This window comes from Burkholderia sp. LFS061, assembly GCF_047978125.1.
Taxonomy (GTDB): Bacteria; Pseudomonadota; Gammaproteobacteria; order Burkholderiales; family Burkholderiaceae; genus Burkholderia; species Burkholderia pyrrocinia_C.
Window position 1 is genome coordinate 21,352 of sequence record NZ_JBFPFS010000052.1, and the last position, 21,477, is coordinate 42,828.

Annotated in this window: 18 protein-coding genes and 1 other RNA gene; 5 read left to right on the forward strand and 14 right to left on the reverse strand. The window is 66.5% G+C overall.

What is annotated here, in order from left to right; all coding sequences use genetic code 11:
- Nucleotides 1-8: 8 nt before the first annotated feature.
- Together dtd and tyrS are read right to left on the reverse strand one after the other, a co-directional pair.
- A complete protein-coding gene (gene dtd, locus ACNQQL_RS30905; protein WP_034182741.1) occupies nucleotides 9-467 on the reverse strand; it encodes a D-aminoacyl-tRNA deacylase in 459 nt (152 codons plus the stop codon).
- Entirely contained in the window at nucleotides 464-1,705 is a 1,242-nt protein-coding gene (gene tyrS / locus ACNQQL_RS30910; protein ID WP_204425793.1) for a tyrosine--tRNA ligase, read from the reverse strand. The genes dtd and tyrS overlap by 4 nt, the downstream gene beginning before the upstream one ends.
- Before the next feature lie 142 nt (nucleotides 1,706-1,847).
- Between tyrS and ACNQQL_RS30915 the strand changes: the two genes are divergently transcribed.
- Complete coding sequence (locus tag ACNQQL_RS30915; RefSeq protein ID WP_347067987.1) at nucleotides 1,848-2,996, forward strand: anhydro-N-acetylmuramic acid kinase; 1,149 nt, start codon at nucleotides 1,848-1,850, stop codon at nucleotides 2,994-2,996.
- Between the two features lie 101 nt (nucleotides 2,997-3,097).
- Here the strand turns inward: ACNQQL_RS30915 and erpA are convergent, their stop codons facing one another.
- From erpA to rplM, 3 genes are all read right to left on the reverse strand, one after another.
- A complete protein-coding gene (erpA, locus tag ACNQQL_RS30920) occupies nucleotides 3,098-3,469 on the reverse strand; it encodes an iron-sulfur cluster insertion protein ErpA (RefSeq protein WP_034182738.1) in 372 nt (123 codons plus the stop codon).
- 217 nt (nucleotides 3,470-3,686) lie between these two features.
- A complete protein-coding gene (rpsI, locus tag ACNQQL_RS30925) occupies nucleotides 3,687-4,079 on the reverse strand; it encodes a 30S ribosomal protein S9 (RefSeq protein ID WP_006476904.1) in 393 nt (130 codons plus the stop codon).
- A 10-nt stretch (nucleotides 4,080-4,089) separates the two neighbouring features.
- On the reverse strand, nucleotides 4,090-4,518 hold the full coding sequence (rplM, locus tag ACNQQL_RS30930; RefSeq protein WP_009687896.1) for a 50S ribosomal protein L13: 429 nt from the start codon (nucleotides 4,516-4,518) through the stop codon (nucleotides 4,090-4,092).
- Between the two features lie 311 nt (nucleotides 4,519-4,829).
- On the opposite strand from rplM, the gene ACNQQL_RS30935 reads away from it, so the two are divergent.
- Both ACNQQL_RS30935 and ACNQQL_RS30940 read left to right on the forward strand, forming a co-directional pair.
- Entirely contained in the window at nucleotides 4,830-5,135 is a 306-nt protein-coding gene (locus tag ACNQQL_RS30935; protein WP_034182737.1) for a DUF1090 family protein, read from the forward strand.
- Between the two features lie 421 nt (nucleotides 5,136-5,556).
- Nucleotides 5,557-6,021: an OsmC family protein gene (locus tag ACNQQL_RS30940; RefSeq protein WP_072436316.1), complete on the forward strand. Its 465-nt coding sequence runs from the start codon at nucleotides 5,557-5,559 to the stop codon at nucleotides 6,019-6,021.
- Between the two features lie 70 nt (nucleotides 6,022-6,091).
- On the opposite strand, the gene rnpB is transcribed toward ACNQQL_RS30940, so the two are convergent.
- The 3 genes from rnpB to pyrC form a co-directional block, all read right to left on the reverse strand.
- Nucleotides 6,092-6,503, reverse strand: an RNA gene (gene rnpB, locus ACNQQL_RS30945) — RNase P RNA component class A.
- A gap of 12 nt (nucleotides 6,504-6,515) precedes the next feature.
- Nucleotides 6,516-7,394, reverse strand: coding sequence for a DUF3025 domain-containing protein (locus ACNQQL_RS30950; RefSeq protein WP_347067990.1), 879 nt, complete (start codon nucleotides 7,392-7,394; stop codon nucleotides 6,516-6,518).
- The gene (pyrC, locus tag ACNQQL_RS30955; protein WP_347067992.1) at nucleotides 7,391-8,455 is read right to left on the reverse strand and encodes a dihydroorotase; all 1,065 of its coding nucleotides are present in this window, start codon (nucleotides 8,453-8,455) and stop codon (nucleotides 7,391-7,393) included. The genes ACNQQL_RS30950 and pyrC overlap by 4 nt, the downstream gene beginning before the upstream one ends.
- A 205-nt stretch (nucleotides 8,456-8,660) precedes the next feature.
- Between pyrC and ACNQQL_RS30960 the strand changes: the two genes are divergently transcribed.
- Both ACNQQL_RS30960 and ACNQQL_RS30965 read left to right on the forward strand, forming a co-directional pair.
- Nucleotides 8,661-9,563: a class II glutamine amidotransferase gene (locus ACNQQL_RS30960; RefSeq protein WP_072436319.1), complete on the forward strand. Its 903-nt coding sequence runs from the start codon at nucleotides 8,661-8,663 to the stop codon at nucleotides 9,561-9,563.
- A 638-nt stretch (nucleotides 9,564-10,201) separates the two neighbouring features.
- The gene (locus ACNQQL_RS30965) at nucleotides 10,202-15,457 is read left to right on the forward strand and encodes an autotransporter outer membrane beta-barrel domain-containing protein (protein ID WP_347067994.1); all 5,256 of its coding nucleotides are present in this window, start codon (nucleotides 10,202-10,204) and stop codon (nucleotides 15,455-15,457) included.
- Between the two features lie 65 nt (nucleotides 15,458-15,522).
- Here ACNQQL_RS30965 and ACNQQL_RS30970 read toward each other — a convergent pair whose 3' ends face one another.
- From ACNQQL_RS30970 to ACNQQL_RS30995, 6 genes are all read right to left on the reverse strand, one after another.
- Nucleotides 15,523-16,248, reverse strand: coding sequence for an amino acid ABC transporter ATP-binding protein (locus ACNQQL_RS30970; protein ID WP_034182731.1), 726 nt, complete (start codon nucleotides 16,246-16,248; stop codon nucleotides 15,523-15,525).
- Entirely contained in the window at nucleotides 16,245-16,922 is a 678-nt protein-coding gene (gltK, locus tag ACNQQL_RS30975; protein WP_347067997.1) for a glutamate/aspartate ABC transporter permease GltK, read from the reverse strand. Before gltK ends, ACNQQL_RS30970 begins: the two co-directional genes overlap by 4 nt.
- The gene (locus tag ACNQQL_RS30980; RefSeq protein WP_034182729.1) at nucleotides 16,922-17,662 is read right to left on the reverse strand and encodes an amino acid ABC transporter permease; all 741 of its coding nucleotides are present in this window, start codon (nucleotides 17,660-17,662) and stop codon (nucleotides 16,922-16,924) included. The genes gltK and ACNQQL_RS30980 overlap by 1 nt, the downstream gene beginning before the upstream one ends.
- 84 nt (nucleotides 17,663-17,746) lie before the next feature.
- Nucleotides 17,747-18,640, reverse strand: coding sequence for a glutamate/aspartate ABC transporter substrate-binding protein (locus ACNQQL_RS30985; protein ID WP_047901132.1), 894 nt, complete (start codon nucleotides 18,638-18,640; stop codon nucleotides 17,747-17,749).
- 229 nt (nucleotides 18,641-18,869) lie between these two features.
- The gene (locus ACNQQL_RS30990) at nucleotides 18,870-20,156 is read right to left on the reverse strand and encodes a Glu/Leu/Phe/Val family dehydrogenase (RefSeq protein WP_034182728.1); all 1,287 of its coding nucleotides are present in this window, start codon (nucleotides 20,154-20,156) and stop codon (nucleotides 18,870-18,872) included.
- A 284-nt stretch (nucleotides 20,157-20,440) separates the two neighbouring features.
- Entirely contained in the window at nucleotides 20,441-21,394 is a 954-nt protein-coding gene (locus ACNQQL_RS30995; protein ID WP_175963080.1) for a LysR substrate-binding domain-containing protein, read from the reverse strand.
- Nucleotides 21,395-21,477 lie beyond the last annotated feature (83 nt).

A 21,477-nucleotide genomic window follows, 5' to 3' on the forward strand; every position in this document is an offset into this window, starting at 1 on the left:
GGGAAGAATCAGGGCCGCACTTGCAGCCAGAACGTCACGGGGCCGTCGTTGACGAGCGACACCTGCATGTCGGCGCCGAACTCGCCCGTCTCGACGACGGGATGGCGCGCCCGCGCGGCCGCGACGAAATAGTCGAACAGCCGCGCGCCTTCATCGGGCGGCGCGGCCGGCGTGAAGCTCGGGCGCAACCCGCTGTTGGTATCGGCCGCCAGCGTGAACTGCGACACGAGCAGCAGGCCGCCTGCACGACCCGCGCCGTCGATATTCGACACCGGGAGATTCATCTTGCCGGCCGCGTCGCTGAACACGCGGTAGCCGAGCATCTTCGCCAGCAGCTTGTCGGCCGCCGCGTCGGTGTCGCCTCGCTCCGCGCAGACCAGCGCGAGCAGGCCCGCGCCGATCTCGCCCGTCGTGCGGTCGCCGACGCGCACGTCGGCGCGCTTCACGCGCTGGATCAGCGCGATCATGCAGTCAACGTGACGCGTGCGAAGCGGCGCTTGCCGACCTGCACGACAAACTCGCCGGCCTCGACCTTCAGGCCCTTGTCCGACACGGTCGCGCCATCGATCTTCACGCCGCCCTGCTCGATGTTGCGCAGCGCTTCGCTCGTCGACGGCACGAGGCCGGCCTGCTTCAGCAACTGGCCGATCGCGAGCGGTGCACCGGCGAGCGTGACCGACGGAATGTCGTCCGGCACGCCGCCCTTCGCGCGGTGGTTGAAGTCTTCGAGCGCACGCTCGGCGTCGGCCTGCGAATGGAAGCGCGCGACGATTTCCTGCGCGAGCAGCACCTTGAAGTCGCGCGGGTTACGGCCGCCCTCGGCTTCGCGCTTGAAGCCGACGATCTCGTCCATGCTGCGGAACGACAGCAGTTCGAAGTAACGCCACATCAGCGTGTCCGAGATGCTCATCAGCTTGCCGAACATGTCGGTCGGCTTCTCGCTGATGCCGACGTAGTTGCCCTTCGACTTCGACATCTTCTCGACGCCGTCGAGGCCTTCGAGCAGCGGCATCGTCAGGATGCACTGCTGTTCCTGGCCGTACTGCTTCTGCAGTTCGCGGCCGACCAGCAGGTTGAACTTCTGGTCGGTGCCGCCGAGTTCGAGATCGGCGTTCAGCGCGACCGAATCGTAGCCCTGCATCAGCGGGTACAGGAATTCATGGATCGAGATCGGCACGCCGCTCTGGAAGCGCTTCGTGAAGTCCTCGCGCTCGAGGATCCGCGCGACCGTGTAGCGCGACGCGAGCTTGATCATCCCGTCCGCGCCGAGCGGCATCGACCATTCGCTGTTGTAGCGGATCTCGGTCTTTTCGCGATCGAGCACGAGTGCGGCCTGCTCGAAGTAGGTCTTCGCGTTCGACTCGATCTGCTCGCGCGTGAGCGGCGGGCGCGTCGCGTTGCGGCCCGACGGATCGCCGATCAGCGACGTGAAATCGCCGATCAGGAAGATCACCGTGTGGCCGAGGTCCTGCAGCTGACGCATCTTGTTCAGCACGACCGTGTGGCCGATGTGGATGTCGGGCGCGGTCGGGTCGAGGCCGAGCTTGATGCGAAGCGGCGTGCCGGTGGCCGCGCTGCGCGCGAGCTTCTGCGCGAACTCTTCCTCGATCAGCAGCTCGTCGACGCCGCGCTTCGTGACGGCGAGCGCATGCCGGACTTCGTCGGTGATCGGGAAAACGGGCTTGGAACTGGGTTCGGTGCTCATCGGTGCCAGGAAGAATGTCGCAAAAACAGGGATTTTCCCATAACTTGCGCGCGCATCGCTTAACGGCGCGTCACGTTGCGCGGATAATCGGGCGCAAGGTGCGCGGCACGGGCCCGCGCCGTACGATCCAGGAGAACCCAACGTGCCGCAACGACAGCCGCAAAACGTCCATCCGGCCGACGGCATCTACTTCGGGCTGATGTCGGGAACCAGCATGGACGGCGTCGACGGCGTCGCCGTGCGTTTCGAGGCCGGCAAGGCGCCGGCCGTGCTCGCGGAAGCGTTCGTCGGCTTCGCGCAATCGCTGCGCGACGCGCTGTTCGCGCTGCAGCAACCCGGCGACAACGAGATCGACCGCGAATCGCTCGCGGCGAACGCGCTCGTCACGCGCTACGCGGTGTGCTGCCACGAATTGCAGCGCACCGCAGGGCTGTCGCGCGACGATATCCGCGCGATCGGCGTGCACGGCCAGACGGTGCGCCATCGCCCCGAGCGTGGCTATACGCGGCAACTCAACAACCCGGCGCTGCTCGCCGAGCTGACCCATGTCGATGTGATCGCCGACTTCCGCAGCCGCGACGTGGCCGCCGGCGGCCACGGCGCGCCGCTCGCGCCGGCGTTCCATGCGACGGTGTTCGGTGCGCCGGGCGAGACGCGCGTCGTCTGCAATCTGGGCGGGATCAGCAACATCACGATCCTGCCCGGCGAAGGTGGCGACGTGCGCGGCTTCGACTGCGGTCCCGCGAATGCGCTGATCGACGCGTGGGCGACCCGCCATCTGGGCAAGCCTTACGACGACGGCGGCAAGTTCGCCGCGCGCGGCACCGTGCACGTGCCGCTGCTCGATGCGCTGCTCGACGAACCGTATTTCGCCGCGCCGCCGCCGAAAAGCACCGGACGCGACCTGTTCAATCCCGCGTGGCTCGACGCGAAGCTCGCCGCGTTCGCGCAGGTCGCGCCGGAGGACGTGCAGGCGACCCTCACGGCACTCACCGCGGTCTCGGTCGCACGCGAGATCGCGCAGCACGCACCCGGCTGCAAGGCGGTCTTCGTGTGCGGCGGCGGTGCGCGCAATCCGGTGCTGCTCGACGCGCTCCGGCACGCGCTGCGCGAGGCCGGCGTGCCGGCCACGGTCGATACGACGGCCGCGCTCGGCGTGCCGCCGCAACAGGTCGAGGCGCTCGCGTTCGCGTGGCTCGCGTACCGCTTCACGGCGCGCCAGCCCGGCAATCTCGCGACGGTCACCGGCGCGGCCGGCAACCGCGTGCTCGGCGCGCTCTATCCGGGCTGACGCAAAGCCTGCCCCCGGCAGGCGCCGCGCACGGGCATAAAAAAACGGGGCATGAAGCCCCGTTTTTCATTCCGGCGAACCGGCGCTGATCTGTCGTGCGCTCAGACCGAGAACGACGAACCGCACCCGCAGGTGGTGGTCGCGTTCGGGTTCTTGATCACGAACTGGGCGCCGTTGATGTCGTCCTTGTAGTCGATCTCGGCGCCAACCAGATACTGGTAGCTCATCGAGTCGATCAGGAGCTGGACACCGTTCTTGTTCATCACGGTGTCGTCCTCGTTGACTTCCTCGTCGAACGTGAAGCCGTACTGGAAGCCGGAGCAGCCGCCGCCCTGCACGAACACGCGCAACTTCAGGTCGGGATTGCCCTCTTCGTCGATCAGTTGCTTGACCTTGTCGGCCGCTGCGTCGGTGAAGACGAACGGAAGCGGCATTTCGGTCGTCGTTGCTGCGGATTCGGTAACAGCGTTCATTGCGAACTCTCCAAGAAGCTTTAGCCGCTATTGTAGGGCCGATCAGAAGATCGTGCTGAAGTCCATGAAATCAATAGGTTCTTGTCGATTTCATCAAACCTGCCCGTGCGAGCCGCCGCAGCACGAGCCTGGAAGCGGACATAAAAAACCGCCAGCGCGAAAGCTGGCGGTTTTTCCGGCGGACGCCGCCCGGAAGCGGCGCGGCCATGAAGCGGAATTAACGCTTCGAGAACTGCTTGGCGCGGCGTGCCTTGCGCAGACCGACCTTCTTACGCTCGACTTCACGCGCATCGCGCGTCACGAAGCCTGCGCTCGACAGCGACGGCTTCAGCGTCGCATCGTAGTCGATCAGTGCACGGGTGATGCCGTGGCGCACTGCACCTGCCTGACCCGTTTCGCCGCCACCATTCACGTTCACCTTGATGTCGAACGTCTGGCCGTGGTTCGTGAGTTCCAGCGGTTGACGCACGATCATCAGCGACGTTTCGCGCGAGAAGTAGTCAGCGATGGGCTTGCCGTTGACGATGATGTCGCCCTTGCCAGCCTTGATGAAGACACGTGCGACTGCGCTCTTGCGGCGGCCCGTACCGTAGTTCCAGTTACCGATCATGTGGGTCCCCTTAGATCTCGAGCGCCTTCGGCTGTTGAGCCGAATGCGGATGCGTCGCTTCTGCGTAGACCTTCAGCTTCTTGATCATCGCGTAGCCGAGCGGGCCCTTCGGCAGCATGCCCTTGACCGCCTTCTCGAGCGCGCGGCCCGGGAAGCGTTCCTGCATCTTGCCGAACGTCGTTTCATAGATACCGCCCGGGTAGCCCGAGTGACGGTAGTACTTCTTGTCCAGCGTCTTGTTGCCCGTGACCTTCAACTTGCTCGCGTTGATGATGATGATGAAATCACCAGTGTCGACGTGCGGGGTGAACTCAGGCTTGTGCTTGCCGCGCAGACGGCGTGCCACTTCGCTGGCAACACGGCCGAGAACCTTATCCGTCGCGTCAATCACGTACCATTCGCGCGTCACCTCATGGGCTTTTGCGGAAAACGTCTTCATGATCGATCCAAAAAAAATGCTTTGCCCGATGTGTTCTTCCTGCTTGTCTGTGTGCGCTTCGAGGCGCGGTGCAGGCTCTCCCTGTTCTTTTTCCGTGGGCATGAATGCGGAAAAGCCCTGAATTATAAAGGAAATACCGGAACGCGGTCAAAGGGAATCCTCGCCCCGTGTCCGCAGCGCCCGAAATGGGCGAAAATTCGGTCGTGCCCCGACAAGCCAGGCGATCCGAGCGCCCGGGGAGGCACCCATCGACGCGCGGCACATGACCTTGCCGCGCCAGACCGGCCGAACACGGAAAACAACAAACAAGCATGATGAAACAACGACTTACGCCCTTCTTCGCGGCCGCGCTGCTGGCCGCCGCGGCGCCTGCCGTCGCCGCCCAGGTCGGCTGCGAAGCCAAGCTCGACGCGCTCGATGCGCGCATTGCCGAAGCCCGGACCGCCCATGCCGAGGATCGCGTCGCCCGCCTGCGTGCGGTGCGCGAACGCGTCCGCCACTTCTGCGCACGCGGCCACGGCCATGCGTCGGCCGTGACCGCGCCGGCACCCGACGCACGCTTGCGCGGCACGCTGCCCGACGCGACATCGCAGCCGGCCGCACGGCAGCCCGCGTAACGGATGCCGGGGCGCGCAAGCCGCGCGCCGATATTTGCATGGGACGAAAAAAAGCCCGAACGGCTGGTTCGGGCTTAATCCACCTTAGGAGGAGGGTGGAGGAGACATTCGGAGGTTGCCGCAGCGCGACAACCAATGAGGCTCATTATACGAACGCGCCGCCGGCTTCACAAGAAAATTTGCATTACGAAATCAAACACCATAATGCGGAATTTCAGACGATCGACGGTGAAATTCAATTTCCCATTTAAAATCAACTACATAGCATCGACCAGAGCGAGCGAAAATAGCCCGCACCTAGAGTAAAACCCCTAAAATCAGCAGGGAAATCGCCGTTCGGCACGCTGTTGCGCGCCGCTCGCGCGGCTCCGGTACTGCACGTCGTGCACCGCATCAGCCGACCGAAGCGCTGCGGGCTACAATGCCGGATCGAATCCGAATCAGGCAACGCTGGAGTGCAAGCATGGAATGCAAAGTAAGCTGGATGGGTCAGGACGGCATGGCGTTTTCCGCCCAGACCGGAAGCGGGCATCTCGTCACGATGGACGGCGCGCCCGAAGGCGGCGGCCACAACCTCGCGCCGCGCCCGATGGAAATGGTGCTGCTCGGCACCGGCGGCTGCACGGCCTATGACGTCGTGCTGATCCTGAAGAAAAGCCGCCAGGAAGTCACCGGCTGCTCGGTCACGCTGAAGGCCGAGCGCGCGAGCGAAGACCCGAAGGTGTTCACGAAGGTGCACTTCCACTTCACCGTCACCGGCCGCAACCTGAACCCGGCCACGGTCGAACGCGCGATCAACCTGTCGCACGACAAGTACTGCTCCGCGTCGATCATGATCGCGAAGACGGCCGAACTCACGCATTCGTTCGACATCGTCGCCGCCTGAACGCACGGCGCGCGCGCATGAAAAAAGGGCCGGCGCTCCGCCAGGAGACGCCGGCCCTTTCGCATTCGAACGGCAAAGCAGGCCGATAAGCCGGATTCTGTGCACGCTGCGCGCCGAAGCGCACAGCGCGTGGCAGCCATTCCTCTAGGCGCGCCATTGCTGACGCGCTCAAGCTTCCTACCCGCAGACGAGACGGGGGCCCCGTCCTGCATCCGAAGATGCGCGCCTGCCTACTTGGAATTGCTCCGGGTGGAGGTTACCGTGCCGGCGAACGTCGCCGTCGCCGCGGTGCGCTCTTACCGCACCGTTTCACCCTTACCTGATCCCGGCTTGCGCCGGGCCATCGGCGGTTTGCTTTCTGTTGCCCTGTTCCGCGTGTCGCCACGGATGGCCGTTAGCCATCACCCTGCCCTGTGGAGTCCGGACTTTCCTCGCCCCCGCGCGCCCGAAGGCGGCGAGGCCGCGACTGCCTGGCCTGCTTTGCGACGCGCATTCTAGCACTGCGCGCCGCCGCCGGCTGCGCGCGTGCGGCGGCCGCTGCGGAATACGGCCGGATCGTCGTAGAACACGGCGTCGGCATTCGCGTCGCACCAGCCCGGTACGCCGAGCACCGGCAGCGGCGAGAAATCGCGGCTCGTGAACTCGCGCGTCGCGAGTTCGGCGGCGACACGCGCATCGACATGCGCAGTGCGCTGCGCGTCGGGCCACGAAAAATAGTCGGCGCTCACTTCGACGATCCACGTGTGCGCGGTGCAGGACTTGTAAGGCGCGACGAGTTTCTCGAGCAGCGCATGGCCGACGAGCCGCGCTTCGCAGCGCGTGCCCCAAGCGTCGCGTGCGGCGACCAGCAGCCGCGGCCAGTCGAAGCCGCGCAGCGCATCGGCGAGCGCGCGGTCGGCCGTCACGAACAGCGCGGCATTCTCGTCGAACAGCGTGAGCGCATCGCGCAGCGTGCCGCGCACCGGCCCGACGCCGCCCGCCGCGTCGATCGCGGCGGACTGGCGCGCGTTCAACGCGGCCTTGATGTGCGGATACGCGAACCAGACGAGCGCATTGAAGAAGTCGTGGAGATTGTGGCGGGTCGGCACGCCGCTGGTATCCGCGATATGGGTCTCGTACGCGACACCGGGCGGCAGTTCGGCCTGCGGCACGAACCGCAGCGGCCTGCCGCGACCGCTGACGCGCCCGCCGTCGCGCAAAACGCCGTTCAGCGCGTCGAGAAGCGCGGCATCGCCCGCCCGTGCGGCCGCCTGTGCGGCGCGGCCGGGCTCCGCGTACTGCGCAAGCCACGGCGCGGACCAGTCGATCCGCGCGAAATCCGCCGCCCCGCTGCCGGCCGTGTGGCCGGCTTCGCGCGGCGGCGCGCCGGTCACGCGAGTTTCCAGCCGATCGTCTCGCCGCCGCGCAGCGGCACGACCGGCGTGTCGCCCGCGAAGATCTCGCGCGGCAGTTCCCACGCCTCGCGGCGCAGCGTCACCGTCTCGGCGCTGCGCGGCAGCCCGTAGAAATCGGCGCCGAAGAAGCTCGCAAAGCCTTCCAGCTTGTCGAGCGCGCCGGCGTGGTCGAACGCTTCCGCATACAGTTCGAGCGCGTGCAGCGCCGTGTAGCAGCCTGCGCAACCGCACGCGGTTTCCTTCGCGCCGCGCGCATGCGGTGCGCTGTCGGTACCGAGGAAGAAGCGCGGGTTGCCCGACGTCGCGGCCTCGACCAGCGCGACGCGATGCGTCTCGCGCTTCAGCACGGGCAGGCAGTAGTAATGCGGGCGAATCCCGCCGACGAACAGCGCGTTGCGGTTGTACAGCAGGTGATGCGCGGTGATCGTCGCGCCAAGCAGGCCGGGCGCCGCGTCGGCGTCGCGCACGTAGTCGGCCGCGTCCTTCGTCGTGATGTGCTCGAACACGACCTTCAGGCCCGGGAAATCGCGGCGCAGCGGCGTCATCACGCGGTCGATGAAGACCTTCTCGCGGTCGAACAGGTCGATCGACGCATCGGTCACCTCGCCGTGCACGAGCAGCGGCATGCCCGCTTCCTGCATCGCCTCGAGCGTCTTCGCGCATTTCGCGAGATCGGTGACGCCGTGGTCGGAGTTCGTCGTAGCGCCTGCCGGATACAGCTTCACGCCGTGCACGAAGCCGCTTTCGCGCGCGCGGCGAATTTCGTCGGGCGGCGTGTTGTCGGTCAGGTACAGCGTCATCAGCGGTTCGAACGTCATCCCGGCCGGCAGCGCGGCGAGGATGCGCTCGCGATAGGCCTGCGCCTGTGCGGTGGTCGTCACCGGCGGCTTCAGGTTCGGCATGACGATCGCGCGGCCGAACTGGCGCGCGGTGTGCGGCAGCACGGCGGCCAGCATGTCGCCGTCTCGCAGGTGCAGGTGCCAGTCATCGGGACGGGCGAGCGAAAGCGTCGCCGGGGAGGAAGCGTTCGAGGCAGTCATAGGAGGCGTCGTGAGGAACGGACTGGCCATCAGCGGGGCCGGAACGCGCGTGCGCGGGCCGACTGACGGCAAACCGCAACACGAGGCCTTTGGCCAGCGGAATCCGCTTTTTACCGCTCAGGGCTCGGTGATATGCTAGAAGCCGCATTGTACCGGGGTTCGCCCGGTTCGTTACCCCCCGCTTCTGCCTGCCGCCCCAAGTAAAATGTGCCAACTCCTAGGAATGAACTGCGCCGCGCCGACGGACGTCACATTCTCCTTCACAGGTTTCGCGGCCCGGGGCGGGCTCACCGATCACCATGCCGACGGCTGGGGCATCGCGTTCTTCGAAGACAAGGCCTGCCGCCTGTTCATCGATCACCAGGCATCGGCCACGTCGCCGATCGCCGAGATGGTGAAGCGCTACCCGATCAAGTCCAAGAACACGATCGCGCACATCCGCAAGGCGACGCAAGGGCACATCCTGCTCGAGAACAGCCATCCGTTCATGCGCGAGCTGTGGGGGCGGCACTGGATCTTCGCGCATAACGGCGACCTGCAGGACTACGCGCCGAACATGGACGGCAGCGTCTACCACCCGGTCGGCACGACCGACAGCGAACAGGCTTTCTGCGTGCTGATGCAGGGGCTGCGCGAGGCATTTCCCGGCGCGCAGCCGCCGCTGCCCGAATTGTTCGAGCGCGTCGGCGAGCTCACGCGCGGCATCACCGATCACGGCGTGTTCAACTTCCTGATGTCGAACGGCCAGGCGCTGTTCGCGCACTGCTCGACGCGGCTGCACTACCTCGTGCGGCGCTGGCCGTTCTCGACCGCGCATCTCGTCGACGAAGACCTGTCGATCGACTTCGCGAAATACACGACGCCCGAGGATCGCGTCGCGGTGATCGCGACGCAGCCGCTGACCGACAACGAGGTCTGGACCGCGTTCGAGCCGGGCGAGCTGATCATGTTCCAGTGCGGCGACGTCGCCGCGCGGATGCAGATCCCGGTGCCCGAACGCGTGCTCGAGAAGCTGCGCAATCCGGCGCTCGACGCGTCGGCCTCGGCACCGCGCGAAGCGCTCGCAACCGCCGCCGACGGCGATTCCGACGACGCGATCGACTTCTGAGCGCCGCGCCGGCGCCCTTCCCGCTTTCCAATTCCCGCACGGCAAGACCGTCGTCCGCAACGTTCGGGCGTGGCGGACGATTTCGTGCGCACGCAATGCGTACGGCTTTCACCGTCGGGGAAAATCGCCTGCCGCGTGCCGGTTTCGTTTCATCCCGGCTACATTCCGGCATATCGAATCAACGCCACACGACATTCGCTTGATTTTATTAATTTCCAAGCGAAAATAACCAAAAACCGAAATAAGTAAATCCTGAAATCCGGATCACATATAATCCGGAAACCGCATTCTAACGCACCACCCCGATGCGAACCGTGCGCCACCCCACCGATCCCGCAATCACGCTTCCACGCCGACAAAATCACCCAAACCCTTACCCACAAAGGCTTTCAGTTCGATTCATCACACAATCAAAAAATACCTAATGAAATCGGCATTATTGCCACATTCATTATTTTTTTGACAATCGGCCGCCCTTCCGATCATTAGACTTCCTCCATCCTCGGTGTAACGAATCACGATTGGCGCAGAAACGGCCACGGCCGCCGCACGTCCATTCAGGCCATTACTCCACCGCGGATTGCGATTTCACTGCACCGCGGTGAATACCACTTCAAAAAAAGAGAGAGGGGCTTGTCGTGAATCACTCATTTCGATCGATATGGAGCGAAACCGCCGGCTGCTGGGTCGCGGTGGCGGAAACGGCACGGGCGCGCGGCAAGCGCTCGGGCGACGAATCCGGCGCAAGCCGCGGCGCTGCACACACGGCAACACGCCGGTCGCCGCTTCGCGTCGCCGCGCTCGGCGCCGCGCTGGCCGCGCTGTCGGCCGGCTCCGCGTACGCATCGACCTGCGGCAGCGGCGCGGCCGTCGCGAGCGGCGGCACCTGCGCGCTCGGCAGTTTCAGCCCGACCGTCAACGACAACCTGGCCGGCGCAACCACCGTGTCGGGAGGCGACACGGTCGGCGTGACGGGTGCCTGGACCGGCGTCGGCGGCGACCCCGGCTACACCCTCACGCCGATCGGCAGCGCGACCGTCGTCTCGGGCAACCCGAACCAGCCGCTGCTGTCGCTCGGCGGCAAGACGCAGAGCATCAGCACGCCCGACTCGATCACGGGCACCCGGACGTCGGTCGCCACCTACAACTCGTCCGCGCTTTCCGCGTCGACGGCCGGCTCGACCAACGTGCCCGTCTACCATGACGTGAACGGCAACCAGTACGTCAACACGAGGATCGGCACCGTCGACAACTCCGGCGGCACGCTGAACGTGTCGATCGGCAATCCGGCGAACGCGCCCGACGCAGCCGGCAACGCGATCTCGATCGCGCCGAAGCAGACCGACCTGACCTTCGCGGACGGCACGGGCTCGGCGAAAAGCGTCGTCAACTGGAATTCGCGCAACCAGATCTGGCTCGGCACCGGCGACTATCTCGCGAGCGGCGGCCCGGTCGGCAGCATCCGGCTCGACGTGCCGGCCTACGCGGGCAAGTTCACCGCGTTCGACGGCAGCGCCTGGAGCGTCACCGATGCCGCGTCGCTGGCCGCCTACAACGACTTTCTCGTGCGCTCGGTGCAAAGCGGCGCGCTCGACTCGCAAGCAGCCTACGACAGCGCGTTCGGCCAGGCCGTCACGTTCTCGCAGCAGACCTTCCAGTACGCGAACAACGTATCCGCGGGCGACAAGAACACGCTGCCGATCGATCACCTGTCGGTGATGCACGGCACCGGCGCGAATGCGGCGCTGCACATCGGCAAGGACGGCCAGATCGACTTCCGCGGCACCGATACGATCGACTCCAGCTCGGCGGTCCTCGCGGAAAACGGCGCGCGCTTCGTCAACGACGGCCGCCTGTCGGGCGACTTCACGCTCGTGCGCCTGCTGACCGGCGCGAGCGGTGTCAACAACGGCGCGATCTCGTCCGGGTACGCGTCCGGCGACAACTTCAACACGGGCGGCAGCGCGCAGCCGGGCAATTTCGGCTTCAACGCGTACACGGAAGGAAACGGCGTATACGCGAATGGCGCGGGCACGACGTTCGTCAACAACGGCGTGATGAACGTCGGCGCGTGGAACCTCGTCGGCAATCGCCCCGACCTGCAGAACTACGCGGTGGCCGCGACGGACGGCGCGAGCGGGTCGAACACGGGCACGATCAACGTCGGCGTCAACGCGACGACGCTCGACAGCCAGGTGATCGGCGGCCTCGTCGCCGGCGGCAGCTTCACGAACGAAGCCGGCGGCACGATCTATCTCGGCCGCGCGGCCCAGTACGATGCCGCGTCGCCCGAGGCCGCGGCCGACGTCGCGCTGTCCGCGCACGCGTACGGCATCCTGCTCGGCGCATCGGGCACCGCGAGCAACCTCGGCACGATCGTGATCGGCTCGCAGACGCAGAACGGCGCCGCGCTGGCGAGCATCGGCTCGTCGTCCGGCACGCTGACCAACGCGGGCTCCATCGTCGTCAACGGCGCGGCGCCCGGCACGCCGCTCGCGAACGTCGGCATGCTTGCGGTCGATAGCGCCGCGACCGTGACCAACACGGGCACGATCACGCTGAACGGCGTGAACGGCATCGGCATCATGGTCGTCGGGACCGGCACGAAAGCGACGGTCGTGACGTCGACCGGCACGATCGACGTGGCCGGCGGCCTCGATCCGGCATCGGCCACACGCAACTACGGCGTCTGGGCCGAGGGGCCGCTCGCGAAGGCCACGCTCGACGGCGCGCTCAACCTGACGGGCACCGGCGCGATCGGCGTGCACGCGCGCTCGGGCGCGACGATCGACGTCGGCGCCAACGCGGTGCCGGCCTTCATGTCCGGCACGAACCAGATCGGCTTCTACGCGTATGGCGCCGGCTCGAAGATCAACGTCGCCGCGCGGCACCTCAGCGTCGACACCGACGACTCGACGCTGTTCCGTGTCGCGGGCGGCGCGACCTACACGGGCAGGTCGGCGGCCGGCACGCTGACGACCGACGTCAACGGCCAGCGTGCGCACGGCGTGCTCGCGACCGACGCCGGCACCACGCTGTCGACGGGCAACGCGATCTACAACGTCAACGGCGCGAACGGCATCGCGATCGCGGTCGAAGGCGGCGCGAAGGGCACGATCGATGCGGGCGCGACGATCAACCTGAACGCGGCCGGTGCGATCGCGGGCGTCGTCGACGGCCAGGCGCACGACCTCGCCGGCGCGAATGCCGGCGCGCCGGTCGCGACGACGCTGATCAACGACGCCGCCGTCGCGTCGTCGACCGCCGGTGTGACGGGCTTCGTCGCGCAAAACCTCGGCACGCTCGAGAACCGCGACACGGTGCTGCTGACGGGCGCCGGCTCGACGGGCGTCGTGGCCGGCACGCTCGGCACGGTGAACAACGCGTCGACGATCCGCGTAGCCGACGGCACCGGCGCGCTCGTGCAGGGTGCGTCGGCGACGCTCGCCAACACGGGTTCGATCGAAGCCGACGACGGCATTGCAGGCGTGCGCCTGACGGGTGCCGGCGCATCGGTCGCGCTGTCGGGCGCGGGCACCGTCGTCGCGAACGGCAGCGCCGACGGCGTGCTGATCGACTCGACCGTATCGGGCGGCGGGCTCGCGGCCGGCGCGACGTCGATCGCGGTCGGCGGCTCGGGAAGCGGGATCCACAACCTCGGCGCGAACACGGTGATCGCGTTGTCCGGCACGCAGGTCGCGACCACCGGCAACGGTGCCGACGGCCTCGCATCGACCGGCGCGGGCGCGCGCATCGCAACCGATGCGGCAACGGTCGTCCGCACCGCCGGCATCAGCGCGCGCGGCCTGTTCGTATCGGGCGCGGATTCGACGCTCACGGCCAACGGCACGACCGTCGCGACGACGGGCGCCGGCGCGCATGCGGTCGTCATGGACGGCGGCGCGACGACGCTGCTGTCGGGCGCGAAAGTCACCGCATCGGGTGCCGCGGCCGACGGCGTCGTCGCGCGCAACGGCGGCCGCATCGGCGATACGGGATCGTCGATCGCCAGCGCGGCCGGCAACGGCGCGACCGCGGACAGCGGCGGTGTGCTCGCGTTGACCGGCACGACGCTCAAGGGCGCGACGGCCGGGGTGCTGACATCCGACACGCTCGCGAACGGCGCGACGAGCTCGGTGCTCGTCGACGGCGGCAGCGTGACGTCCGCCGCCGGGCCGGCATTCGCCGCGCGCGGCGGCACGGCCGACATCGCAGTGCGCAACGGCACGGTCGTGACGGCCGGCAACGGCACGCTGCTGAGCCTCGCGAACGGCAGCAACGTGACGTTCAGCGCATCGGCGGTGAACCTCGCGGGCGACATCGTCTCCGACGCGTCGAGCACCGGCAACGTGTTCCTCGCGAACGGCACGACGCTGAGCGGCACGATCGACCCGGTCGCGCTGACGATCGACGGCACGAGCACGTGGCGCATGACGGGCAGCTCGGTGCTGAGCAGCCTGAACAACGCGGGCCTGGTCGCGTTCGCCGCGCCGGCCGGCTCGCCGACGCTCACGGGCAGCTACAAGACGCTGACGACCGGCAGCTACGTCGGCAACGGCGGCACGATCGCGCTCAACACGTATCTCGGCACCAATGCATCGCCGACCGACCGGCTGATCGTGAACGGCGGCGCCGCGAGCGGCACGACCGGCCTGAAGATCGCCAACACGGCCGGCACCGGCGCGCAGACGACCGGCGACGGGATTCCCGTGGTCGTCACGGCCAACGACGGCACGACCACCGCGTCGGCGTTCCATCTCGCGGGCCCGGTACAGGCCGGCGCATACGAATACCGGCTCTATCGCGGCGGCCAGGGCGACGCGAATGGCTGGTACCTGCGCTCGCAGCTAGATCCGACGGACCCCGGCGACCCGACGATCCATCCGTCCGGCGACGGCAACGGGAATGGCAGCGGCGGCACGCTCGCGTACCGTCCGGGCGTCGCCGGTTATGCGCTGACGCCGCTGCTGAACGCCGACTACGGCTTCTCGACGCTCGGCAAGCTGCACGAGCGCGTCGGCGACATCTACAACCTCGGCAAGCAGCAGCCCGGCAACCGCGATGGCGTGTGGGGGCGCATCGGCGGCCAGAGCCTCGATGCGGACGCGGGCCGCTTCGCGGCCGACGAGCGCACGTTCTTCGCGCAGTTCGGCAAGGACTGGACGCTCGCTCAGGCGCCCGGCGGCGGCAGCACGCATGCGGGCGTGACGGCCAGCATCGGCGTGTCGAACGCGAGCTTCAGCGACATGGCGCGCGCCGGCTCGCCGAACCTGTCGACGTCGACGGGCTCGGTCGAGATGCATGCGCAGAGCGTCGGCGGCTACTGGACGCGCTACCTGACGGACGGCACGTACTTCGACAGCGTCGGGCAGGTCACGCACTACGGCAACCGCTATCGCGACAGCTACGGCAACGAGGCGTCGCAGAACGGCTTCGGCATCGCGCTGTCGCAGGAGGTCGGCAAGCCGTTCGGCATCGGCGGCACGCCGATCGCGATCGAGCCGCAGGCGCAACTGATGTACCAGTACCTGAAGCTCAACGGGTTCAACGACAACGTGTCGGCCGTGTCGGGCACGACGACGCATGCGCTGCGCGGCCGCGTCGGCGTGCGCATCTTCCGGCCGAACCTCGAGGCGGGCTCGGGCGGCGGCGCCGCGACGCCGTACTTCACGGCCGACGTGCTGCACGACTTCCTGTCGCCCGGCCAGACCGTGGTCGGCGGCACGCCGTTCGCGACGCATCTCGGCCGCACGTGGTACGAGCTCGGCGTCGGCGTGACCGCGGGCTTCGGCAAGTCGGGCGAGCTGTACGCGAACGCGAAGATCGCGCGCAACATCGGCGGCGCGTACCGGCGCGGCATCGTCGGGCAGGTCGGCTACCGGTATAGCTGGTAACGGCGGACGAAAAAAAACCGCCCGGCGCTGGGCCGGGCGGTTTCGCATTGGCACGCGTGAAACGCTCAGTGCAGGATCTTCGCGAGGAAGTCCTTCGCGCGTTCCGATTTCGGATTCGAGAAGAAATCGTCCTTGCGGTCGTCCTCGACGATCGCGCCCTTGTCCATGAAGATCACGCGATGCGCGACCTTCTTCGCGAAGCCCATCTCGTGCGTGACGACCATCATCGTCATCCCTTCCTGCGCGAGTTCGACCATCACGTCGAGCACTTCGTTGATCATCTCGGGATCGAGCGCGGACGTCGGTTCGTCGAACAGCATCGCGATCGGGTCCATCGACAGCGCGCGCGCGATCGCGACACGCTGCTGCTGGCCGCCCGACAGCTGGCCCGGATACTTGTGCGCATGCGCCTTCAGGCCGACGCGATCGAGCAGCTTCATGCCTTTATCGGCCGCTTCGTCCTTGCCGCGGCCGAGCACCTTGATCTGCGCGAGCGTCAGGTTCTCGGTGATCGACAGGTGCGGGAACAGCTCGAAATGCTGGAACACCATCCCGACCTTCGAGCGCAGCTTCGACAGGTTCGTCTTCTTGTCGCCGACCGACTGGCCGTTCACGAGGATCTCGCCCTGCTGGAACGGCTCGAGGCCGTTGACGGTCTTGATCAGCGTCGACTTGCCTGAGCCCGACGGGCCGCACACGACGACCACTTCGCCCTTCTTGACCTCGGTCGTACAGTCGGTGAGAACCTGAAACTGGCCGTACCACTTGGAAACGTTCTTGATGGAAATCATCGTGTGACCTTTTTCTGGAGACTCTTGACGAGAACAGACGCCAACGAGCAAATCACGAAATAGCATGCGCCGGCGAACAGGACCATCTCGACGGTCGTGCCGTCGCGATCGCCGACGTTGGCGGCCGTGCGGAAGAAGTCCGCGAGACTGATCACGTACACGAGCGACGTATCCTGGAACAGGACGATCGCCTGCGTGAGCAGCAGCGGCACCATCGCGCGGAACGCCTGCGGCAGGATCACGAGGCGCATTGCGTGCGAGTAGTTCATGCCAAGCGCGAACGCGGCGTTCACCTGCCCGCGCGGCACCGACTGGATGCCGGCGCGGATGATCTCGGAATAATACGCGGCTTCGAACAGCGAGAACGCGACCATCGCCGACGCGAGGCGGATGTCAATCGTCGGCGACAACCCGAGCACGCCCTGCAGCAGCTGCGGCACGATCAGGAAGAACCACAGCAGCACCATCACGAGCGGGATCGAGCGGAACACCGTCACGTAGCCCTGCGCGAACCACGCGAGCGGCTTGACGCCCGACAGCCGCATCAGCGCAAGCAGCGTGCCCCAGACGATCCCGACCACGATCGCGATCAGTGTGATCTGGAACGTGACGACCGCCCCCGTCCACAGCGTCGGCAGCGCGCCGGGAATACTACTCCAGTCGAACTGATGCATCACTTGCCTCCGATATAGCCGGGCAGCCGCGTACGGCCTTCGATCCAGCGCATGAGCGACATCACGACGAGGTTGATCAGCACGTACGCGAGCGTGACCGCGATGAACGACTCATAGGTCTGCGCGGTGTAGTCGACGAGCTGGCGCGCCTGCGCGGACAGGTCGAGCAGGCCGATCGTCGACGCGACGGCGGAGTTCTTGAAGATGTTCAGGAATTCCGACGTGAGCGGCGGCACGATGATCCGGTACGCAACGGGCAGCAGCACGTAGCGGTACGTCTGCCATTGCGTGAAGCCCATCGCGAGGCCGGCGGCGCGCTGGCCCTTCGGCAGCGCGTTGATCCCCGAGCGCACCTGTTCGCACACGCGCGCGCCCGTGAACAGGCCGAGACAGACGATCGACGCGGTAAAGAACTGCGTGCCGGGCGGCAACTGCTTGATCCAGGTGCCGATCGATGCGGGCAGCAGTTCGGGTATCACGAGATACCAGATGAAGAACTGCACGATCAGCGGAATGTTCCGGAAGATCGACACGTACGCGGTACCGATCGCGGACAGCCATTTGTTCGGTACCGTGCGCAGCACGCCGAACAGCGAGCCGACGATCAGCGCGATGACCCAGGCGGCGAGCGACACTTCGATCGTCACCCGGAAGCCGGACATCAGCCATCCGAAATAAGTCGTCGGCTCGCCGGTCGACACGGGGCTCAGGAAGATGCCCCAGTTCCAGTGGTAAGACATGGGCAAGACTCCAGCAAAAAGAAACGGAAGAAGCGTGGCCTCTTCCGTCTCATTAGCGTCATTTCTGCATCAACGGCCGTGCGGTCAGTCGAGTGCCTTGTCGTTCGGGTTCGCGTACAGCTTCTTCATCGAATCGGACAGCGGGAAGTTCAGGTTCAGCCCCTTCGGCGGGATCGGGTTCTCGAACCACTTCGCGTAGATCTTCGCGGCTTCGCCCGACTTCTCGACTTGCGAGATCGCGTCGTCGACGACCTTCTTGAAGTCCGCGTCGCCCTTGCGCATCATGCAGCCGTACGCTTCTTCCGATTGCGGCGTGCCGACGATCACCCACTCGCCCGGCTGCTTCGCCTTTGCGCGCTCGCCCGCGAGCAGCGCGTCATCCATCATGAACGCAACCGCGCGGCCCGATTCCAGCGTGTTGAACGAGTCGCCGTGATCCTTCGCGCTGATGATGTTCATGCCGAGCTGCTTGTCGTTGTTCATCTTGCGCAGCAGGCGCTCCGACGTCGTGCCGGCGGTGGTCACGACCGTCTTGCCCTTCAGGTCCGCGAAATCCTTGACGCCCGAATCCTTCTTCGTCATCAGGCGCGTGCCGATCACGAAGATCGTGTCGGAGAACGCGGCCTGCTGCTGACGCTCGGTATTGTTGGTCGTCGAGCCGCACTCGATATCGACCGTGCCGTTCTGCACCAGCGGAATGCGGTTCTGCGACGTGACCGGGATGTTCTTCACCTGCAGGTTCGGCAGGTTCAGCTTCTTCTTCACCGCGTCGACCACCTTCAGTTGGAATTCGCGCGAATAGCCGACCACCTGCTGGCTCTGGTCGTAGTAGGAGAAAGGGATCGACGATTCGCGGTGGCCCAGCGCGATCACGCCCGTGTCCTTGATCTTCTTCAGCGTGCCCGTCTCCTGAGCATGCGCGCCGCTTGCGAACGCGCAGAGCGCCGCGACCATCAGGACTGCCTTGTGGTATTTCATTTTGGTCATCTCCTTGGCTAAAACCCGCGCCAGTGTATCAAAGTAATATTTTTGAAAGTACTGGTTGTTAACCGAACTACGAATCGCGCTGCCCGGCGCCTTCCTCCCGGCTCCGGGCACCCTTTCCGCGCCCCAATGCGCGCGCGGGCGGCACCGGATTCGGCACCGCCCGCGAGGGTTCATGCACGCAACCGGATGGATTGCGTCATGGCTAGATCATAGTCAATGATCAGGGGTAGAGGCCGCGCATTTCGCGCGCCATCAGGATGCGCGTGCACGCGACGATGAACGCCGCCGTACGCACCGTCACCTTGTGCTCTTCCGCGACCGCCCACACGCCGGCGAACGCTTCGCGCATCACGCGCTCGAGACGGTGGTTGATCTCGTCTTCCGTCCAGAAGAAGCTCGAGAAATCCTGCACCCACTCGAAGTACGACACGGTCACGCCGCCCGCGTTCGCGATCACGTCGGGGATCACGAGCACGCCGTTCGCGCTCAGGATGTCGTCCGCCGCCGTCGTCGTCGGGCCGTTCGCGCCTTCGACGACGATCTTCGTGCGGATCTTCGCCGCGTTCTTCTCGGTGATCTGGTTTTCCAGTGCCGCCGGGATCAGGATGTCGGTCTCGACCGTCCAGAACTCGTCGTTCGGCATCGGCTCCGCGCCTTCGAAGCCCGCGACGCCGCCCGTGCGTGCGACGTGGTCGAGCAGCTTGTTCGAATCGAGGCCGGCCGGCCGGTAGATCGTGCCCGTGTGATCCTGCACCGCGATCACCTTCGCGCCCGCTTCCTGGAACAGCTTCGCCGCGATGCCGCCGACGTTGCCGAAGCCCTGCACCGCGATGCGCGCGCCTTCGATCTCGAGGCCCTTCTTCTTCGCCGCTTCGCAGCCGACGACGAACACGCCGCGGCCCGTCGCTTCCTTGCGGCCGAGCGAACCGCCGAGCGCGATCGGCTTGCCGGTCACGACGCCGGTCGACGTCTGGCCCTGGTTCATCGAGAAGGTGTCCATCATCCACGCCATCACCTGTTCGTTGGTGTTGACGTCCGGCGCCGGAATGTCGGTGTTCGGGCCGATGATGATGCCGATTTCGCTGGTGTAGCGGCGCGTCACGCGCTCGAGCTCACCGCGCGACAGCTTGCGCGGGTCGACGCGGATGCCGCCCTTCGCACCGCCGTACGGCACGTTCACGGCCGCGTTCTTCACCGACATCCATGCGGACAGCGCCATCACTTCCGACAACGTCACGTCCTGGTGGTAGCGCACGCCGCCCTTGCCCGGGCCGCGCGACACGTTGTGCTGCACGCGATAGCCTTCGAAGTGCGCGACGGTACCGTTGTCGAGCTCGATCGGCACATCGACGATCAGGATGCGCTTCGGGCGCTTCAGCGTTTCGAGCCAGCGCGACAGCGAGCCGAGATACGGCGCGACGCGATCGACTTGCTGAAGATAGTTGCCCCACGGGCCGAGATCGTCGGCGTGCAGGTAGGACGGGATGGACTGCAATTGCGAAGACATGGATGCTCCAACGGTCAACAGGTGCGCACATTGTCGAAAAACCCGTTTTTTTTATCCAATGCCGTTTGCTTATTCGATTATGCGTTTCTTGCATGATCGCGATTTTTCGCAAATCTGCGGTCGATTTGCGCAAGAACGCACGCGATCGGCCGTGCATCGCATCCGCGAACAATCGCGTTGCCCGCGCGCGGGCCGGCCGCCGGACAGCCGTCCGACAGGCGCGGCAAGCCCGCCGTCAGCCGGTCGCGGTCGATCGTGCGCAGTCGCCGGCTGCTGGCCAGTTGCTAACCGGCGGTCTCGCGCAGTTCGTCGCGCACGACCTCCCACAGCGCGCGCACGAGCTTCTGCCGCGGATCGTCGCCCTGCAGCGCGAGCTTGTCGCAGTACAGCCGGATCTCCATCGTCAGCGTGAACGGATGCGCGCCGCCGCGCGCCGCACGGTCGAGCCGGATCAGCCGGCCGCTCGCGACCGCGTCCTCGACCGCGCTGTGTGGCAGGAACGCGACGCCGTGCCCCGCGAGCGCCATCGCCTTCAGCCCTTCGGCCATGTCGGTTTCGTAGACGCGATCGAGGAACAGCCGCGTCGGCGCGTTCGCGATGATGACTTCCGTCATCCGGCCGAGATACGCATTCGGTGTATACGACAGGTACGGCACGCGCGCGTCGGCCGTGCCGGGCAGCGTATGGCGCGGCCGGCCCGCGCGGCCGGGCGCCGAGAACGGGCTGATCGGCTCGCTGCCGAGGATCAGCATGTCGTAGCGCGCCGGATCGAGCGCGACCGGGTGGCTCGGGTGGTGGTAGCCCATCACGAGATCGCAGCCGCCCTCGACGAGCGACAGCACGGCGTCGTGCACGTTCAGCGCGCGCAGCCGCGTGTGGACCTGGCCCATCTTCGCCTCGATCCGCTGCAGCCAGCGCGGGAAATACGTGAGCGACAGCGTGTGCGGCACCGCGAACTCGATCGTCGGCACCGGCGCGCCGACGTGGCCGCGCAACAGCGTCCTCGCCTCGTGCGCCTGCGACAGCATCGTCAGCGCCTGCTCGTAGAAGATCTGCCCGGCCTGCGTGAGCCGCGTCGGATAGACCGAACGGTCGATCAGTTCGGTCGCGAGCCACGCTTCGAGCGCCTGGATGCGCCGCGAAAACGCCGGCTGCGATACGTGCCGCAGTTCGGCGGACCGGCTAAAGCTGCGCGTTTCCGCGAGCGAAACGAAGTCTTCGAGCCATTTCAGTTCCATGCAGGCGGGCGCGGCGGGCGGCGGTCGGGAAGAAGCCTGCATTCTACCGGCGGGCGGGCCCGGCCGGCGGCGGCGCGCCCGGC

Coding starts and splice junctions, on each gene's coding strand:
- dtd (WP_034182741.1), bottom strand. CDS start 467: ATGATCGCGCTGATCCAGCGCGTGAAGCGCGCCGACGTGCGCGTCGGC.
- tyrS (WP_204425793.1), bottom strand. CDS start 1,705: ATGAGCACCGAACCCAGTTCCAAGCCCGTTTTCCCGATCACCGACGAA.
- erpA (WP_034182738.1), bottom strand. CDS start 3,469: ATGAACGCTGTTACCGAATCCGCAGCAACGACGACCGAAATGCCGCTT.
- rpsI (WP_006476904.1), bottom strand. CDS start 4,079: ATGATCGGTAACTGGAACTACGGTACGGGCCGCCGCAAGAGCGCAGTC.
- rplM (WP_009687896.1), bottom strand. CDS start 4,518: ATGAAGACGTTTTCCGCAAAAGCCCATGAGGTGACGCGCGAATGGTAC.
- ACNQQL_RS30935 (WP_034182737.1), top strand. CDS start 4,830: ATGATGAAACAACGACTTACGCCCTTCTTCGCGGCCGCGCTGCTGGCC.
- ACNQQL_RS30940 (WP_072436316.1), top strand. CDS start 5,557: ATGCCGGATCGAATCCGAATCAGGCAACGCTGGAGTGCAAGCATGGAA.
- pyrC (WP_347067992.1), bottom strand. CDS start 8,455: ATGACTGCCTCGAACGCTTCCTCCCCGGCGACGCTTTCGCTCGCCCGT.
- ACNQQL_RS30960 (WP_072436319.1), top strand. CDS start 8,661: ATGTGCCAACTCCTAGGAATGAACTGCGCCGCGCCGACGGACGTCACA.
- ACNQQL_RS30970 (WP_034182731.1), bottom strand. CDS start 16,248: ATGATTTCCATCAAGAACGTTTCCAAGTGGTACGGCCAGTTTCAGGTT.
- gltK (WP_347067997.1), bottom strand. CDS start 16,922: ATGCATCAGTTCGACTGGAGTAGTATTCCCGGCGCGCTGCCGACGCTG.
- ACNQQL_RS30980 (WP_034182729.1), bottom strand. CDS start 17,662: ATGTCTTACCACTGGAACTGGGGCATCTTCCTGAGCCCCGTGTCGACC.
- ACNQQL_RS30985 (WP_047901132.1), bottom strand. CDS start 18,640: ATGAAATACCACAAGGCAGTCCTGATGGTCGCGGCGCTCTGCGCGTTC.
- ACNQQL_RS30990 (WP_034182728.1), bottom strand. CDS start 20,156: ATGTCTTCGCAATTGCAGTCCATCCCGTCCTACCTGCACGCCGACGAT.
- ACNQQL_RS30995 (WP_175963080.1), bottom strand. CDS start 21,394: ATGGAACTGAAATGGCTCGAAGACTTCGTTTCGCTCGCGGAAACGCGC.